We start from the raw sequence: 17,675 nt of genomic DNA on the forward strand, positions 1-17,675 counted from the left end.
GACCCGTCTGGCTATTGGAATGAAAACCGCGTGAGACTGTTTGCTCAACTGAGTTGGTATTTTCGCCGCGAATGGCGGCGCTATCTGGGTGCTGTTGCGCTATTGATTGCAATTGCCATTCTGCAATTGTTGCCCCCTAAATTGGTCGGCGTGATTGTCGATGGTGTAACACAGCACGGCATGTCGATGACCGAAATGATGAAGTGGATTGGCGTGATGCTGCTGACTGCCGTCATGGTCTATCTGCTGCGCTATGTGTGGCGAGTGTTCTTGTTTGGTGCGTCATACCAGTTGGCGGTTGAGCTACGAGAGGATTTTTACCGCCAACTGAGCCGCCAGCATCCGGCATTTTATCAACGTCACCGAACTGGCGATCTGATGGCGCGAGCGACTAACGATGTCGATCGCGTGGTCTTTGCCGCCGGGGAGGGCGTGCTGACGCTGGTCGATTCAATGGTGATGGGCTGTGCCGTTCTGGTTGTCATGTGTACTCAAATTAGTTGGGAACTGACCCTGCTGGCGCTGCTTCCGATGCCGGTCATGGCGATTTTCATCAAACGCTACGGCACCCAACTGCATAACCGTTTTAAATCCGCACAGGCGGCGTTTTCTTCACTTAACGATCAGGCGCAGGAAGGTTTGACCAGCATTCGGATGATTAAAGCCTTCGGGTTGGAAAACTATCAGTCCGCGCGTTTTGCGCAGGTTGCGGCGGATGCTGGTGCCAAGAACATGCACGTCGCCCGAGTTGATGCCCGCTTTGATCCCACGATTTATATTGCCGTCGGGCTGTCGAATTTGCTGGCGATTGGCGGCGGCAGTTGGATGGTGATTAACGGTTCACTGACCTTAGGCTTGTTGACCAGCTTTGTTATGTATCTCGGGTTGATGATCTGGCCGATGCTGGCGCTGGCCTGGATGTTTAATATTGTTGAGCGTGGTAGCGCGGCATATAGCCGTATTCGGCAACTGCTTGCGGAAGATCTCGTGGTGAAAGACGGTGAGGAATCATTACCTGCCGAGCGGGGCGTGCTTGAGGTGAATATCTCCGCGTTTCGCTACTCGGATAATACCCGTGATGCTTTACAACATATTCAGTTTACGCTGGCACCTGGCAATATGCTGGGACTATGTGGGCCGACAGGATCGGGTAAAAGTACGCTGCTGGCGTTGATTTTGCGTCATTTCGATGCCCAGTCGGGAGAGATTCGTTATCACGATCGTCCATTGAGTGCTATTCGGTTGGATGAACTGCGGAGCCGTTTTGCCGTTGTGGGGCAAATGCCCTTTTTGTTTTCCGATACGGTGGCGCAAAACATCGCACTGGGCCGGCCTGATGCTACCCAACAAGAGATTGAACAGGCGGCACGGCTTGCCAGCGTGCATGACGACATTCTGCGTTTGCCTCAGGGTTATCAGACAGAGGTCGGAGAGCGCGGCGTAATGCTATCAGGCGGTCAAAAACAGCGGATCGCGATTGCCCGTGCATTACTGCTGGATGCTGAAATTCTGGTGCTGGACGATGCGTTGTCTGCGGTTGATGGGCGAACGGAACACCAGATTTTACAGAATCTCAAAACATGGGGTGAAAAACGGACGGTGATCATTAGCGCACACCGCCTGTCAGCCCTAACCGAAGCGAATGAAATTGTGGTGTTGCAGCAAGGACAAACGGTGCAGCGTGGCACACACCGGACGCTGGCGGCACAACCTGGCTGGTATCGGGATATGTACCGTTATCAACAGCTGGAGGCGGCGCTGGATGATGTGCCGCAGTTGGAAGGAACGAAAAATGAATAGCCCTCAACAGTTTTGGCCAACCCTGAAACGCTTGCTGGCCTATGGTTCCCCCTGGCGAAAACCGCTAATGCAGGGCGTCCTGATGCTGTGGATTGCCGCAATCGCTGAAGTTTCAGGCCCCGTGTTGGTGAGCTATTTTATTGATGATTTGATAGCAAAAGGCCAGTTCCCGCTGGCGATTGCGGCTGGTCTGGCAATGGCCTATATCCTGCTGCAAATTCTGGCGGCCTCGCTGCACTATTTTCAGACGCTACTGTTTAACCGGGTCGCGGTCGGTGTCGTTCAGCAATTGCGTATTGATGTGATGGATGCGGCGTTGCGCCAGCCGCTGAGTACATTTGATACGCAGCCTGTCGGGCAACTGATTTCACGCGTTACCAATGACACCGAAGTGGTCAAAGACCTGTACGTCATGGTGGTGTCGACGGTATTACGCAGTGCGGCGCTGGTTGGTGCCATGCTGGTGGCGATGTTCAGTCTGAACTGGCAGATGGCGCTGGTTGCGTTGATGATTTTCCCTGCGGTAGCGACGGTTATGGTGCTGTACCATCGCTTTAGTACGCCGACTGTGCGCAAGGTACGAAGCTATCTGGCCGACATCAATGATGGTTTCAACGAAGTGATTAATGGCATGGGCGTCATTCAGCAGTTTCGCCAGCAGGCTCGCTTTGGCAAGAAATTGGGCGAAGCCAGCTATGAACATTATGAAGCGCGGATGAAGGCCCTGCGTCTGGAAGGTTTCCTGCTGAGGCCGTTGCTGAGTCTGTTTGCCGCAATGGTGCTGTGTGGCTTGTTAATCCAATTCGGTTTCAGCTCAATGGGATCGGTTGGCGTTGGAGTCTTGTACGCGTTTATCAACTATTTGGGCCGTCTGAATGAACCGCTGATTGAACTGACAACCCAGCAGTCCATGTTACAGCAGGCGGTCGTCGCTGGTGAGCGTATCTTTGAATTGATGGATGGCAAAAAGCAGAGCTACGGCGATGATGATCGTCCTCTGGCAACTGGGCGCGTCGATATTGATGAGGTTTCTTTCTCGTATGGCACAGAAAAACGTGTGCTACAGAATATTTCTCTGGCGATACCTGAGCGCGGATTCGTCGCGCTGGTCGGACATACCGGCAGTGGGAAAAGTACGCTAGCCAGTTTGCTTATGGGGTATTACGCGCCGGATGAGGGCGAGATTCGGCTTGATGGCCGCCCGCTGTCGACGCTTTCTCATGCGGTGTTGCGCCAAAATGTGGCAATGGTGCAACAGGATCCGGTTGTTCTGGCGGAATCCATGTTTGTGAATGTAACGCTGGGGCGTGATATCAGTGAAGAGGCCGTCTGGCGCGTGCTGGAAGTGGTGCAGCTTGCCGAACTGGTTCGTGCTTTCCCGGAAGGATTGCACACGCGCATTGGTGAGCAGGGGAATAACCTGTCTACCGGACAGAAGCAGCTGCTGGCGATTGCGCGGGTACTGGTGCAAACGCCTAAAATCCTGATTCTCGATGAAGCGACGGCGAATATTGACTCGGGTACGGAGCAGGCGGTGCAAAAGGCGCTGCGCATTATCCGGGAACAAACGACCTTGATTATCATCGCCCATCGGCTTTCCACTATCGTTGAGGCCGACACGATTATGGTGCTCCATCATGGGCAAACCGTTGAGCGGGGAACGCATGAGCAACTGCTGCAACAGCAGGGGCGCTATTATCAAATGTATCAATTGCAGCTCGCCGGAGAGGATCTTGCCGCCACCAGCACGGAGCCTTGCCCTGCGCACTGAGACTTACCTGAGATAGTATCTCAGTCTGCACCGCCTTGTGTGGTGCAGACTGACAGTCTATTCATGGCTTCGCACCATCAATAAGCATCATGATTCAGGTTTTTCCCCCGCTGCACTGAAAATACTCGCCGTGCACTAAATTAGTGCAATTCTTGCCCGATTCTTCCTGCACTTCTTTCCCACCGGGTTTTCTTTTTGCCCTTTCTTATCGTTAATTGCGTTCTCTTTCCTGATTTGTGCCAGATAAATCATTTATGGCACATCCTTTGCTTTAGTCATGACGTAGACCTACTTCATAGAGCATGTAATCGAACAAGTGACGGGCGAAAGCCTGAACATAATGGCTAGGGGGAAGATAAATGAAACTGGTTACTGTGGTGATAAAACCATTCAAGCTGGAAGATGTACGTGAAGCGTTATCTTCTGTTGGCATCCAGGGGCTCACCGTCACTGAGGTGAAAGGATTTGGTCGTCAGAAAGGGCACGCGGAGCTTTACCGCGGTGCAGAATACAGCGTTAACTTTTTACCTAAGGTAAAAATTGATATCGCGATTGCAGACGACCAACTGGATGAAGTGATCGACGTCATCAGCAAATCCGCGTACACCGGAAAAATTGGTGATGGCAAAATTTTTGTCGCCGAGTTGCAAAGAGTTATCCGTATTCGTACGGGTGAAACTGACGAAGCCGCACTTTAACAACACCTAGCGTAGATACGTAAATAGGGATGGATGAAAATGAAAAAACTACTCTCTTCATTAGGTCTCGGTGTGGCGGCATTACTCCCGACCTGGGCAATGGCTGCGACACCGACGATTGATAAAGCGGATAACGCTTTTATTATGATTTGTACCGCACTGGTACTCTTTATGACTATACCGGGCATTGCACTGTTTTACGGCGGCCTGATTCGCTCTAAGAACGTACTGTCCATGATGACGCAGGTGAGCGTAACGTTCGCGATGGTCTGTATCCTGTGGGTGGTTTACGGATATAGCCTGGCCTTCAGCGAAGGTAATGCCTTCTTCGGTGGTTTCAGCACCTTTATGCTGAAAGGCATTGGGATTGAATCCATCAGTGGCACCTTCTATCAGTTCGTACACGTGGCTTATCAGGCTTCCTTTGCCTGTATCACTGTTGCGCTGATTGTCGGGGCGATTGCTGAACGTATCCGTTTCTCTGCTGTACTGATCTTTGTTGCGCTGTGGCTGACGTTCTCTTACCTGCCGATGACGCACATGGTATGGGGCGGTGGCTATCTGGCTGCGGATGGCGCGCTGGACTTCGCTGGCGGTACGGTGGTTCACATCAACGCTGCGGTTGCTGGGTTGGTTGGTGCTTACCTGCTGGGCAAACGTGCTGGTTTTGGCAAAGAGGCCTTCAAACCGCATAACTTGCCGATGGTGTTTATCGGTACGGCGATCCTGTACATCGGCTGGTTTGGTTTCAATGCGGGTTCTGCAGGTGCTGCGAACGGTATCGCCGCTCTGGCTTTCCTGAACACTGTTGTTGCAACTGCTGCTGCAATTCTGGCATGGGTTGGCGGTGAGTGGATGGTACGTGGTAAGCCTTCTCTGCTGGGCGCATGTTCTGGCTGTATCGCTGGCCTGGTGGCAATCACGCCTGCTGCGGGTACGGTTGGCGTCGGCGGTGCACTGATCATCGGTCTGGCTGGTGGTGTTGCAGGCCTGTGGGGCGTAACGGTACTGAAAAGATGGCTGCGTGTGGATGACCCGTGTGATGTGTTCGGTGTTCACGGCGTGTGCGGTATCGTTGGCTGTATCCTGACTGGCGTATTCACCTCTGCATCACTGGGCGGTACTGGCTATGCGGAAGGCGTGACGATGGCACACCAAGTTTGGGTGCAGCTGTTCAGCGTGATTGTTTGTCTGGTGTGGTCTGGCGTGGTGGCATTTGTCGCCTTCAAGATCGCGGATATGGTTGTCGGCCTGCGTGTACCTGAAGATCAAGAGCGCGAAGGTCTGGACGTCAACAGCCATGGCGAGAGTGCTTACAACCAATAAGATCGCGTAAATTAATCAGCAAGATCGTTTGAGTACAAATAAGCAGGCGTGGGGGAAACTCCACGCCTGTTTTATTATCAGTGTTAAACCACCTTCTGATGAGGTGGTTTTTTACATGACGAGGCTGCTACGGCTGGCGGCGACGTATTACGCCTTCCTGCACGCTGGATGCAACCAGCACGCCCTCCCGTGTATAGAATTGCCCACGAACGAAACCACGAGCACCGGATGCAGACGTGCTTTCCACGGTATATAACAGCCAGTCATCCAGCCGGAAATCACGATGGAACCACATTGAGTGATCGATCGTGGCGACCTGCATACCCGGTTCCAAAAAGCCAACGCCATGAGGCTGCAAGGCCGTGAGTAGGAAATTACAGTCAGACGTATAACCGAGCAGATATTGATGAATACGCTTATCGTCCGGCAGTGGGCTGCTGGCTCGGCACCAGACGTGTCGCACCGGTTCGTCTACTTCGCCTTTTAGTGGGTTATGGAATTTAACCGGGCGTATCTCAATCGGGCTGGCCTGAATAAATTTATCGTGAAAGCGGGGCGGCAGAAGGTGCTGCATGTCTTGTGCGATTTCCTGCTCAGATTTCAGATCTTCTGGCGGTGTGACGTTTGGCATTACATTTTGGTGCTCAAACCCTTCTTCATGACTTTGAAATGACGCCGTCATATAAAAAATGGGGCGACCATTCTGGATGGCCCTAACGCGACGGGCGCTGAAACTGTTGCCATCGCGCAGGTTTTCAACGTCATAAATAATCGGTTTCTGACTGTCACCGGGTAACAAAAAGTAGCTGTGGAAAGAGTGAATGTTGCGCTCGACGGGAACGGTCTGTTTAGCGGCCGACATGGCCTGGCCGACGACTTGCCCGCCAAAGACCTGACGCAGCCCCAAATCATCGCTTTGTCCGCGAAATAGCCCTTCTTCGAGCTTTTCTAAATGCAGGAGGTCGAGAAGGTGTTGTAGTGATTGACTCATGGTATCGGCCCCAATGGATGCGAATGGCTAGTTATCTGTTTGTTTTTTAATGTGTAAAATATCTGGTTATAGATTTTCACTGCAATAAGTGTGTGGTTTTCAGGAAAATATCAGAATTTTGCACCATCATTATTGTGTTGGTTGAATCATACTATTTATGAGTACCAGTTTTCGATACTGGTAGTCTGACAATAATAAAGGAGACTGACCGAATGAAATTATGGCATATCTTAGGCGGTATCACGTTATCGATGACTCTGGTTGCATGCGCACAGAGGAATGATTATGGCGTTTCTCGTCAAACTGGCGCACCTGTCACCAGTGTTTCTTCACAGCGCCCAGCTGTCGCGATGCCTGCGGTAACGGGTACGGTGAATATTCGTCAGCGCATTGCGCTACCTCACAACGCCGTTTTGACCGTTACGGTGTCTGATGCATCGCTGGCGGATGCGCCTTCAAAAGTGATTACCCAGCGTGTGACGCGTACAGAAGGAAAGCAGGCACCTTTCCAATTCGAGCTACCGTATAACCCGGCTGATATCCAGCCCAATGCGCGTATCTTACTCAGTGCTGCGATTGCAATCGATAATCGTATCGTCATGGTGACGGAGAACGTATTGCCGGTTATTAGCAACGGGGTAAATAACGCCGATTTGGTGCTGGTACCTGTCGCTTCTGTTCCCTTACCGGCGAAAAATCAGGAATCAATGATGTCTAACCCGACGAATCAGACCCCTCATATGCTTCAGGGGCAGTCTGGCCCGTCATCTACTGCACCACAGACCATTTGGTAATTCATCTGAATACGCGCCGTTATGGCGCGTATTGCCAGCGGTATTTCGCAAGATCAACTTTTCCCTGACGATTGAAAATAATGCCCTCCGCCTGTAGCGCTGACTTTTGACGCATATAGTCCCCACCAACCAGCGATATTTCGCCTTTACGATTGATTACCCGATGCCAGGGAAGTTTGCTGTCTTTCGGCAGACGTTTTAATACTCCGCCGACTTGTCGGGATGCTCTGGGTGAGTCGGCAAGCTGTGCGATGTCGCCATAGGTCGCTATTTTTCCGTAAGGGATTGCCGCAACGATTTGAAAAACGCGCTGGCGGAAATTATCGTTTTCTTCTGACATCAGCGGATGTTCCTGCTGTTCCTAAACCGATTGAGCATCATAGTGGCACAGTGGGGTGGGTAAGAAAACAACGGTTAGTCTGTGTTAGCTTGCAATTGCCTATCCCATCGCCGATAATGCCCACCGCTTTATGACGCGTTGCGGTTATCATGTGCAAGCTGTTATGAAGTCGTCAATGGAGGCCCTGTCGGTTCTCCCGCAACACTAACCTGTGGATTCGGTCAGGTCCGGAAGGAAGCAGCCGCAGCAGGAGACGTGTGTGCCGGGATGTAGCTGGCAGGGCCTCCACCAATTTGTGCCCTCGGTAATCGCTTCATCGCCAGACTGGTCTTCATCTTCTGCACGTAAATTAAACTCTCTGCCATAAACCCATTTTCTGACAGACGTAAACGCTGAGCCGCCATTCTTTGCTCGATAGGTGTCATTTTTCGATCGCTGCTGCTTCGAGAGGATTACTGTGCATCTTTACTTAGCGAGTAATAATTGCGGTAATTATTACATCCTCTATTTTCATCACGGGATATACTATTCGTGGATGCTATCGATGCGATTGTTATAAACGATGAGTGCCGGAGAAATAAGTGTGGGATATGAGAAATAATTCATTTTTACTTAATATAAAAAATACAATTTGTTACAAGTCTTACGCAATTAATACGTTAAAAAGATAATAAAAACAAAGGCCGATAATATTATCGGCGCAGTGTATTTAATGTCAGTTTTTGTATGCGTTTCGTTAGGAATTAACGAACGTATCGCCATACTGCAGTAGGGACTTTGTCGTAGAGTTTGTTCATCGTCAGCTCTGCCAGACGATGATCCGCTGCGGAAAAGAACATCTCCAGTTCATCATTGGAGAGTTCATACTTGTTTTTTTCAATAACGCGTTCGAGAGTGTCAATGGTTGTGCATTTACGCAAACGCATCAAATAGTCGATTTTTTTCATAATGGCCTATGCAAGCAGTACCTGGTGGTTAAAAAATATAAATAAATTATTGCTTAAGTTTTAGCAGGCGTACAGACGTTCTCCCCTGAGAACATTCCGAATAATTTTGCTTTGGACTTCTGCCAACGCCGCAGTTCAGCATCATTAATTCCATAGTTGCTAAACAAGACGTAAGTATCATCCAAATACTTTTCAACCTGCTCTGAAAGCTCACTTTCGTTAGGGTATTTTATTTTAAATGTGAGAATAAACGTAGCGATATGCTCAATAAGTTCATTTAATTGGAGATTGATCGCAGATGTTGGATCATTGACCCAGCCGTGACTGCTATCACCTAACGTTGCTATGCTTTCGTCACACAGATTCTCACATAAGAATCTGAGTTGGGCAATATCATAATGTTTTGGTGTGTACTCATCCATATCAATCCCTCCGTTAAGCCGTTATTCAGTGTTACTGCGGTTAACACCTGGTAAACAGGTAGACTGATGAAGCTTACAAGATAAAACGTTAACGTTGTTTCGTATTCATGTTGTTACAGACAGGGCGTTGAACCATTGTGATTTGTTCTGTAATGAATGAGAAAACAGTGATTATCGTCCCTCCCAGTATCTACTATGTCGCGAAATAGCGTTGGCGTAAATACCAACATCTCATGACTTAACCTTAAGTATAGCTATACCATGCTGGTTACGGTTACGTCATTCTATATATGACTATAGCAAAAGTGTTCGTAAAGTTCGCGGATAATAGGTAAGGTTTTCACTGCTATTTATTTTGATTAATTCTCAGAATTTTTGTTGTAACAATGAGCATAGAATAAACTCGGCTGCTGATTATTTAATTATTTCTATCTGAAAATATGAGAAATGGCAGAAGGAATGCGAAGAGATTACTCAACGGATAAGGGGTGTTGGTATGCGTTATCTTATTGTTTCAGCAGTTTTTTCATGCGAATCATCCCGTACAGCCTTGTTAGCGTCATAACACTGACTGTATCGGGATGGATGCGAGAAAGATTAACCTTTTTTCTTTTTCCCGCCTTGCACAGCCTTAAAGCGCGGGTTGGATTTGCATATAACGTAAACGCGCCCGCGACGGCGGACCACAATACAATCTTTATGACGATTCTTTGCTGAACGTAGCGAACTAAGCACCTGCATTTAATAGCCCTCTCTGATTACTTGAAGAAGTTCCCAAAACGCTGCTGGAAGCGCGCTGTGCTGCCTTCTTTGGAATATTCTTTTTGCTTCCCGGTGTAATAGGGATGCGATGCCGAAGAAACGTCAATGGTGACGTAAGGGTAACTGGTACCCTCAAGCTCAATGGTTCGATCGGTTTTAATGGTTGACCCAGTCCTGTAATAGACATCCGCGCTGGTATCATGAAATACCACTGTGCGATAGTCAGGATGAATACCCGCTTTCATAGCTGCCTCTGATTGTTATGTTATAACATATCTATTATGTTGCGCTTTTTTAGCATCAGGATCAACTATTATGTTGCGGTAGACGTCAGCATTCTCTAAGCCACTATAGAGACGACTAACCTGAGCCAAACAGCGCATAGTGCTGCTTAGCTCAGGTTAGTCATAGGACTGGGGCAGGGGCGTAAAAAAGGCCGCTAAGCGGCCTTTTAGAGTATATCGGAGGGATTCGGTCTTAGTGCGCTGTTGTGTCGTCGACTTTCTTGCCGAAGCGACGGCGGACAACAACAAAGAACACAGGAACGAAGAAGATAGCCAGCACGGTTGCGGTAATCATACCGCCCATTACGCCAGTACCAACGGCGTTCTGTGCACCGGAACCGGCACCACTACTGATAACCAACGGCATAACACCGAGGATAAAGGCAAGTGATGTCATCAGGATTGGACGCAAACGCATACGAACGGCATCAAGCGTTGCTTCAATCAGTCCTTTCCCTTCTTTCTCCATCAGATCTTTAGCAAATTCGACAATCAATATGGCGTTCTTCGCCGATAGCCCTATGGTTGTCAGCAGGCCCACCTTAAAGTAAACGTCGTTTTCAAGACCTGTCATATTCGCCGCAATCAACGCACCGATGATCCCCAATGGAACCACCAGCATGACGGAGAACGGGATTGACCAGCTCTCATAAAGCGCTGCCAGACACAGGAACACGACAATCAGTGAAATGGCATAGATTGCCGGTGCCTGGTTGCCTGATAACCGCTCTTGATAGGACATACCCGTCCATTCGTAGCCAATACCCTGCGGCAATTGGGTGACGAACTCTTCCATTAGTGCCATGGCTTCACCGGTACTCTTACCTGGCGCGGCTTCACCTTGGATCTGCATGGATGGTTGGCCGTTATAACGTTCCAGACGCGGTGAACCATATTCCCAGTGGCTCTGCGTGAATGCAGAGAATGGCACCATTTGTCCGTTGCTACCGCGGATGTACCAGTTTTTGATGTCATCCGGCAACATACGGAAAGGCGCATCGGCCTGAACGTAAACTTTCTTCACGCGACCGCGATCGATAAAGTCATTTACATAAGAACCACCCAGCGTGGTTGCCAATGTTGAACTGATATCCGACAGTGACACACCAAGCGCCTGTGCTTTTTCCTGATCGATATCGAGACGGAACTGCGGTGTATCCTCCATCCCGTTAGGACGAACTTGCACCAGCGTATCAGGACGTTGTGCCGCCATGCCCAGCAGTTGGTTACGTGCTTCCGTCAGTTTTGCGTGCCCAAGGTTAGCTTGGTCAATCAACTGGAAGTCGAAACCTGTTGCGGTACCCAGTTCGATAATCGCAGGAAGGTTGACTGCGAAAACCATCGCTTCTTTATACTGGCTAAAGGCTGCGTTTGCTCGGCCTGCAATCGCCAGAACTTTATTTTCTTTGCCGCTTCGTTCACTCCAGTCACTCAGGCTGGCGAAAGCCAGACCGGCATTCTGCCCACGACCAGAGAACCCGAAGCCGGTCACGGTAAACACAGACTTGACGTTACCTTTCTCATTGTCGAGATAGTATTGCGTCATTCTGTCCATGATTTTCTGCGTATTTTCCTGCGTCGCACCGGAAGGCAACTGAACAATGTTCAGGAGAACCCCTTGGTCTTCGTCTGGCAGGAAGGACGCTGGCAAACGTAAGAACAACACCGCCAGTCCCACAACAATCAGCAGATAGATGACCAGATAACGACCCGTGCTGCGCAGGATATTTGCCACGCTATCGGTGTAGTGATGGGTACTTTTCTCGAACAGTCTGTTGAACCAGCCGAAGAAGCCTTTCTTCTCACCGTGATCGCCTTTGGCAATCGGTTTTAACAGCGTTGCACAAAGCGCAGGTGTCAAAATCAATGCAACCAGAACCGACAGCACCATTGCAGAAACGATAGTGATGGAGAACTGGCGGTAGATTGCCCCTGTCGAACCACCGGTAAACGCCATTGGGACGAATACCGCGGACAGGACCAGTGCAATACCGACCAACGCACCTTGGATCTGCTCCATGGAGCGTTTTGTCGCTTCTTTAGGCGGCAGGCCTTCTTCCGCCATGACACGTTCCACGTTTTCCACGACGACGATGGCGTCATCCACCAGAAGCCCGATGGCGAGAACCATCGCGAACATCGTCAAGGTGTTAATGGAATAACCAAACGCGGAGAGGATAGCAAACGTCCCCAGCAAGACGACCGGTACCGCGATGGTTGGGATCAGCGTGGCACGGAAGTTCTGCAAGAACAGATACATAACCAGGAATACCAGTACGACGGCTTCTACCAGTGTTTTCACTACTTCGTTGATCGAGATTTTAACGAAGGGCGTTGTATCATACGGGTAAACCACTTTCATGCCAGAAGGGAAGAACTCTTCCAGTTTTGTTAGTGAGTTTTTTACGGCAGTCGCGGTATCCAGCGCATTCGCGCCTGTCGCCAGCTTGATACCGATACCAGCAGCGGGCTGACCATTGTAACGTGCAATCGTGTCATAGCTTTCTGCGCCCAATTCAACGCGGGCAACGTCTTTAAGACGAACCTGAGAGCCGTCAGCGTTAACCTTCAGCAGGATTTTAGAAAACTCTTCTGCTGAGTTCAGTCGGGTCTGCGCAATGATCGAGGCGTTCAACTGTTGGCCGGGAACGGGTGGTGCTCCCCCCAGTTGTCCTGCTGCGATCTGGTTGTTTTGGACTCTGATTGCTGCGGTGACATCACCTGAAGTTAACTGATAGTTGTTCAGTTTGTTTGGATCCAGCCAGATACGCATCGCGTACTGAGCACCAAACAGCTGCGCGTCACCTACGCCGGATGTACGGCTGATAGGATCTTTAACGTTAGCAGCCACGTAGTCAGCGATATCTTCCTGCGACATTTTACCGTCTTCACTGATGAAGGCGGCAACCATGAGGAAGCTGCTACTTGATTTCTGAACGTTAACCCCTTGCTGCTGAACTTCCTGCGGCAGCAGCGGCATGGCCAGTTGCAGTTTGTTCTGCACCTGAACCTGCGCGATGTCCGCGTCCGTACCTGCGTCAAAGGTCAGCGTAATCTGCACTGTACCTGAAGAGTCACTGCTTGATGACATGTACATCAGGTTATCGATACCGTTCATATTCTGTTCGATAACCTGCGTCACGGAATCTTGCAGCGTTGATGCATCGGCCCCTGGATAATTTGCTGTTACTTCAATCGCAGGTGGTGCGATCGTTGGATACTGGGCAATAGGTAATTTAACAATTGCCAGCAACCCCGTCAGCATCACCATGATGGCGAGCACCCATGCAAAAATGGGTCGATCTATAAAAAACTTAGCCATGAATTATACCGGCTCCTGTTAGAACGTCTTAAGACTTCGCGGGTTCTGCTGACGCTTGCGGCGTCTGCTGATTTTCTGAAGCGACTTCTTTAGTTTTCACCTGCGCACCGGGTCTGATTTTTTGCAGACCAGTGACGATAACGCGATCGCCCGCTTTCAAGCCTTCGGTAACTAACCATTTGTCACCAACTGCCTTACTCGTTTTAAGCGTGCGGGGTTCTACTTTATCGCCTTCCCCAACCACCATTGCCGTGGCCTGACCACGTGGATCGCGGGTAACACCTTGCTGAGGAACTAACAAGGCTGTTGGGTTTACGCCGGAATCGAGGCGAGCGCGTACAAACATTCCGGGAAGGAGGTTGTGCTGTGGGTTCGGGAAAATAGCGCGCAGTGTGATAGAACCGGTGGTTTCGTCTACCGTGACATCAGAGAATTCTAATGTACCTGCCTCAGTATATTCAGTACCGTTTTCCAACAGCAGGCGGACATTGGCTTTGCCTTCACTTTGTTTCAGCGTTCCGTTTTCCAGCTCTTTCTTCAGTTGCAGGAAATCGTTGCTGGACTGCGTGACGTCAACATAGATCGGATCAAGCTGCTGCACGGTCGTTAATGCCGTTGCCTGTCCGGTTGCTACCAATGCGCCTTCCGTTACCGTAGATTTACCTACACGGCCTTCGATTGGCGAATTGACTTTGGTGTAAGCCAGATTGATTTGTGCGGTGTCCACTGCCGCTTTGGCAGCCTGAACCGCGGCATCAGCCTGACGGGACGTAGCGACAGCCTGATCGTAATCCTGCTTGCTGACGTAGTTGGTGCCCAGCAGCGGCTTATAGCGATTAACGGTCAAGCGGGCAATTTCTGCCTGAGCCTGAGCCTGAGCGAGTGAACCTTTGGCGCTGTTGTAGCTTGCCTGATATGTCGCAGGATCGATCTGATACAGCGATGCACCAGCTTTGACGTCAGATCCTTCAACGAAGTTGCGTTTGAGGATAATCCCGCCAACCTGTGGGCGAACCTCAGCAATGCGGTAAGCACTTGTACGGCCCGGCAGTTCGGTCATGACATTCAGTGCTTCCGTTTTCAACGTAACAATACCCACTTCAGGCATCTGCTGCTGTGCGCCGCCTTGTTGATTATTGCCGCTATCACATCCTGCGAGCATTAAGCCGCCGGAAAGCATCAGAACTGCCGCCAGAGGCGTTAGCCCTCTGTTTTTGTTCATAGATAAACCTCAAGTGTCCGATTTGAAATTGACCAATGGATCACAAGCTCAAAAACCCATTGCTGCTATAGTCTTATGTTCGTGCTATGTTACATACATACTTGAATGTATGTAAATCTCACTTTCCTTCAAATACAGCGATATGGCACGAAAAACCAAATTATCATGGCACGAAAAACCAAAAAACAGGCTCAGGAAACCCGGCAACAGATACTGGATACTGCGTTAAGAGTATTCTCTGAGCATGGTGTGTCTGCGACTTCATTGTCTGACATTGCGACTGCTGCTGGTGTGACTCGCGGTGCTATTTATTGGCATTTTAAGAACAAAGCCGAAATCTTTGATGAGATCTGGGCGTTAGCAGAGTCAAAGATCAGTGAGTTTGAAATAGAGTATCAGACAAAATTTCCTGATAATCCACTCCGCGTGATGCGTGAACTATTGATTTATATGCTGCGTTTAACCGTTAATGATACGCATTGGCGATCTATTATGGAGATCGCTTTTCACAAATGTGAGTTTGTCGGTGAAATGTTGCAATCGTACAATGCGCGCAAAGAGCTTTACCTCTCCTGTTATGTCGATATTGAAGAGAATCTGATTGAGTGCATCCGTCTGGGAATGTTGCCGACGGATATTCATCCTCGTCGTGCGGCGATTGCGCTGCGTGCCTATTTTTCTGGCGTGATGGAGAACTGGCTATTTCTGCCGGAAAGTTTCGATCTCGATCAGGAAGCCCCATCGCTAGTAGATGCCTTTATCGATATGTTGCATTTTAGCCTGGCGCTCCGTAAACCCACCGAGTAAGCGATTGATCGACGGCGCTAACACCCGTTGCCTTTACGTGCTGAGTTATTTTGTCTTAGGCAGAGGATTTAGCGTCACCCTCTTCTTGTGAGATCTTCTTTTCAAAATCGGTGCGCACAATCTCCAATGCGGCCAGCGCGATACGCGGTTCGATCTGGTTTTCTTCCAGCAGCATAATCAAATCGACCGCCAGCTTGACGTCGGGTGGGGCGTTTTCAAGTGACATGAAGCGGTTCCTCTTTTTTCTCGGCGAAGCCGCCGCGCTATAGTCCTTGCTCTCGGCGTTCTATCTGACGCTCCAGTCGCGATAACGCCTGACGGCAGCGTGATAGCCTTCCTTCCAGCGCCGCCAGCTCTTTTTGTAATCGCTGTTGCTCGCTGAAGAGCGTCTGCGTGGTGAGCAAGCTTTCTCTATCCTGAATCATGGAAAGCAAACGGCGCTCATAATCCTGATGTTCCGCCAGCTTGTGATACACATCTTCCGGCTGTGGGGCTGTATTTTGCTCCTGCCTGCGTAATGACTGCGTCGCCAGTTCACGCTGCAGTGCGGCTATCTGGCTGACCAATTTTTCTGCCAGAAACGCCACGCGATCGGTGCGCTGCTCTGCGACTAACTGCTTTATTGCGTGCAGGTTTTGTTCAACTTCGGCGCGATAGTCACGTAGCCGGGTACCGTAGCTGCTAAAAAGCTGACGATCAAAGCGCGATTGCGGCACAGCTTTATCCGCCAGCGGTTCAAGCTCTTTCGCCAGCGTGTTAATTTGTTGTTCAAGTGCCTGCAGCAATCGATGCGTGTTCACTTTTATCCCTTACGGTGAGGCTGATGATTCAGCGAATCGGTGCTTGGTAGGTCGACACTGTGAGTCTACATCGCCTTAATACACTGTATGAGGATATCTTAACTAATTCATCGGGCAAGGTGGTGATAAAGTGTGATAGACATTGTCGTAGACAACGCATATTGAGTAGACAACACATAGTTGTAGTGAACAGAGCATAAAGGTGAATATGTATCGCGTGTTGCTGATGATATTGGGGTGGGTTTCCGTTGTGCTGGCAACGCTGGGTGTCGTGTTACCTTTATTACCGACAACGCCTTTCTTGCTACTGGCCGCCTGGTGTTTTGCCCGCTCGTCCCCGCGTTTCCATGACTGGTTACTGTACCGTTCTTGGTTTGGCAGCTATCTGCGCCATTGGCAGCAACATCGGGCGTTGCCGCCGGGTGCAAAATGGAAGGCTGTCACCATGATTCTGTTAACGTTCGCGCTTTCGCTCTGGCTGGTTAAGCTCGTTTGGGTCAGGATTTTGCTGTTGGCCATTTTGGCTATTTTACTGACCTTCATGCTTCGTTTACCCGTGGTTGATCCAGAACAACAAACGCAGAGCGCGAATCCGAAAAGATAGTGTAAGCGGTGGCCTCTGTGACGGACAGACAAAAAATACACACCCAGAGTGCGGGTGGTTGCATTTATCCGTCACTTTGACTAGATTTGACCGTTTTCGTGCACGGGTCGCCATTTTTCCTCTTTGTCATAATGCCTATTCATCGCATCATGCGATGATGAAAGCCTTGTGGCGACCGGCATTGGTATGTTCAGAACGTTTTATCAGGCACAACTATGACGACCGTAACAGCGCAGCAGGCAGAATTAATTAAAAACAGTATCAAAAGCATCCCCGATTATCCTAAGCCGGGCATACTGTTCCGTGATGTCACCAGCCTGCTGGAAGATCCTGTGGCCTATGCGGCCAGTATTGAGATGCTGGCAAACCGTTACCGCAACACCGGTGTGACGAAAGTTGTCGGGACGGAAGCGCGTGGTTTCCTGTTTGGCGCCCCAGTTGCGTTGGCGCTGGGTGTGGGTTTTGTTCCCGTGCGTAAACCTGGCAAGCTGCCACGTCCGACTATCAGTGAAAGCTATGAGCTGGAATACGGTTCAGATACGCTGGAAATTCATGCAGATGCAATCTCCGCTGGCGATAATGTGCTGGTGATCGACGATCTGCTGGCAACCGGCGGTACGCTCGAAGCGACGGTAAAATTGATCCGTCGTCTGGGTGGTTCGGTCAATGATGCCGCTTTTATCATCAATTTGTTCGATCTGGGCGGCGAGCAACGCCTGACCGAGATGGGTGTAACCTGCTATAGCCTGGTTGACTTCCCCGGACATTAATCATAACAGTCTCGC

Annotated in this window: 18 protein-coding genes and 1 other RNA gene; 9 read left to right on the top strand and 10 right to left on the bottom strand. The window is 49.9% G+C overall.

The genetic code is table 11. From position 1 onward, the window contains the following. The first annotated feature begins 30 nt into the window (after positions 1–30). From BJJ97_RS10900 to amtB, 4 genes are all read left to right on the top strand, one after another. A complete protein-coding gene (locus BJJ97_RS10900) occupies positions 31–1,800 on the top strand; it encodes a SmdA family multidrug ABC transporter permease/ATP-binding protein (RefSeq protein WP_095993946.1) in 1,770 nt (589 codons plus the stop codon). Then, positions 1,793–3,571 carry a SmdB family multidrug efflux ABC transporter permease/ATP-binding protein gene (locus tag BJJ97_RS10905; RefSeq protein ID WP_095993947.1) on the top strand — a complete coding sequence of 593 codons (1,779 nt, stop codon included), beginning with the start codon at positions 1,793–1,795 and terminating at the stop codon, positions 3,569–3,571. The genes BJJ97_RS10900 and BJJ97_RS10905 overlap by 8 nt, the downstream gene beginning before the upstream one ends. 359 nt (positions 3,572–3,930) lie before the next feature. Next, entirely contained in the window at positions 3,931–4,269 is a 339-nt protein-coding gene (glnK, locus tag BJJ97_RS10910; protein WP_039485501.1) for a P-II family nitrogen regulator, read from the top strand. 39 nt (positions 4,270–4,308) lie between these two features. Continuing rightward, positions 4,309–5,595, top strand: coding sequence for an ammonium transporter AmtB (gene amtB, locus BJJ97_RS10915; protein WP_167385195.1), 1,287 nt, complete (start codon positions 4,309–4,311; stop codon positions 5,593–5,595). Between the two features lie 127 nt (positions 5,596–5,722). Here the strand turns inward: amtB and tesB are convergent, their stop codons facing one another. Further along, the gene (tesB, locus tag BJJ97_RS10920; RefSeq protein ID WP_095698773.1) at positions 5,723–6,586 is read right to left on the bottom strand and encodes an acyl-CoA thioesterase II; all 864 of its coding nucleotides are present in this window, start codon (positions 6,584–6,586) and stop codon (positions 5,723–5,725) included. 212 nt (positions 6,587–6,798) lie between these two features. Between tesB and BJJ97_RS10925 the strand changes: the two genes are divergently transcribed. Continuing rightward, positions 6,799–7,380 (top strand): YbaY family lipoprotein, encoded by a 582-nt coding sequence (locus tag BJJ97_RS10925; RefSeq protein ID WP_095993948.1) that lies wholly within the window; start codon positions 6,799–6,801, stop codon positions 7,378–7,380. Positions 7,381–7,399: 19 nt separating this feature from the next. Here BJJ97_RS10925 and BJJ97_RS10930 read toward each other — a convergent pair whose 3' ends face one another. Continuing rightward, the gene (locus BJJ97_RS10930; protein WP_095993949.1) at positions 7,400–7,720 is read right to left on the bottom strand and encodes an MGMT family protein; all 321 of its coding nucleotides are present in this window, start codon (positions 7,718–7,720) and stop codon (positions 7,400–7,402) included. Between the two features lie 185 nt (positions 7,721–7,905). Here BJJ97_RS10930 and ffs point away from each other — a divergent pair. Next, positions 7,906–8,002, top strand: an RNA gene (gene ffs, locus BJJ97_RS10935) — signal recognition particle sRNA small type. 461 nt (positions 8,003–8,463) lie between these two features. Here ffs and BJJ97_RS10940 read toward each other — a convergent pair. The 6 genes from BJJ97_RS10940 to BJJ97_RS10965 all read right to left on the bottom strand — a co-directional run bounded on the left by BJJ97_RS10940 (position 8,464) and on the right by BJJ97_RS10965 (position 14,679). Next, positions 8,464–8,667, bottom strand: a complete 204-nt coding sequence (locus tag BJJ97_RS10940; RefSeq protein WP_005976087.1) for an HHA domain-containing protein — start codon at positions 8,665–8,667, stop codon at positions 8,464–8,466. A 53-nt stretch (positions 8,668–8,720) separates the two neighbouring features. Beyond that, on the bottom strand, positions 8,721–9,089 hold the full coding sequence (tomB, locus tag BJJ97_RS10945) for an Hha toxicity modulator TomB (RefSeq protein ID WP_005976089.1): 369 nt from the start codon (positions 9,087–9,089) through the stop codon (positions 8,721–8,723). Positions 9,090–9,686: 597 nt separating this feature from the next. Beyond that, positions 9,687–9,830 (bottom strand): type B 50S ribosomal protein L36, encoded by a 144-nt coding sequence (ykgO, locus tag BJJ97_RS10950; RefSeq protein ID WP_005976091.1) that lies wholly within the window; start codon positions 9,828–9,830, stop codon positions 9,687–9,689. A gap of 17 nt (positions 9,831–9,847) precedes the next feature. Continuing rightward, complete coding sequence (locus BJJ97_RS10955) at positions 9,848–10,096, bottom strand: type B 50S ribosomal protein L31 (protein ID WP_015839361.1); 249 nt, start codon at positions 10,094–10,096, stop codon at positions 9,848–9,850. Between the two features lie 232 nt (positions 10,097–10,328). Further along, entirely contained in the window at positions 10,329–13,457 is a 3,129-nt protein-coding gene (locus BJJ97_RS10960) for an efflux RND transporter permease subunit (RefSeq protein WP_095698775.1), read from the bottom strand. A gap of 28 nt (positions 13,458–13,485) precedes the next feature. Further along, positions 13,486–14,679, bottom strand: coding sequence for an efflux RND transporter periplasmic adaptor subunit (locus tag BJJ97_RS10965; RefSeq protein ID WP_095698776.1), 1,194 nt, complete (start codon positions 14,677–14,679; stop codon positions 13,486–13,488). Positions 14,680–14,844: 165 nt separating this feature from the next. Between BJJ97_RS10965 and acrR the strand changes: the two genes are divergently transcribed. Further along, positions 14,845–15,486, top strand: a complete 642-nt coding sequence (acrR, locus tag BJJ97_RS10970) for a multidrug efflux transporter transcriptional repressor AcrR (RefSeq protein WP_095993950.1) — start codon at positions 14,845–14,847, stop codon at positions 15,484–15,486. A gap of 55 nt (positions 15,487–15,541) precedes the next feature. On the opposite strand, the gene rsmS is transcribed toward acrR, so the two are convergent. Together rsmS and priC are read right to left on the bottom strand one after the other, a co-directional pair. Continuing rightward, complete coding sequence (gene rsmS, locus BJJ97_RS10975; RefSeq protein WP_095993951.1) at positions 15,542–15,712, bottom strand: pleiotropic regulatory protein RsmS; 171 nt, start codon at positions 15,710–15,712, stop codon at positions 15,542–15,544. A gap of 37 nt (positions 15,713–15,749) precedes the next feature. Continuing rightward, positions 15,750–16,286 (bottom strand): primosomal replication protein PriC, encoded by a 537-nt coding sequence (gene priC, locus BJJ97_RS10980; RefSeq protein ID WP_095993952.1) that lies wholly within the window; start codon positions 16,284–16,286, stop codon positions 15,750–15,752. Between the two features lie 208 nt (positions 16,287–16,494). Here priC and BJJ97_RS10985 point away from each other — a divergent pair, with 208 nt between their 5' ends. Both BJJ97_RS10985 and apt read left to right on the top strand, forming a co-directional pair. Continuing rightward, positions 16,495–16,890 carry a DUF454 family protein gene (locus BJJ97_RS10985; RefSeq protein ID WP_095993953.1) on the top strand — a complete coding sequence of 132 codons (396 nt, stop codon included), beginning with the start codon at positions 16,495–16,497 and terminating at the stop codon, positions 16,888–16,890. A gap of 215 nt (positions 16,891–17,105) precedes the next feature. Further along, the gene (gene apt, locus BJJ97_RS10990; protein WP_095698780.1) at positions 17,106–17,660 is read left to right on the top strand and encodes an adenine phosphoribosyltransferase; all 555 of its coding nucleotides are present in this window, start codon (positions 17,106–17,108) and stop codon (positions 17,658–17,660) included. Positions 17,661–17,675 lie beyond the last annotated feature (15 nt).

This window comes from Pectobacterium polaris (assembly GCF_002307355.1).
Lineage (GTDB): Bacteria > Pseudomonadota > Gammaproteobacteria > Enterobacterales > Enterobacteriaceae > Pectobacterium > Pectobacterium polare.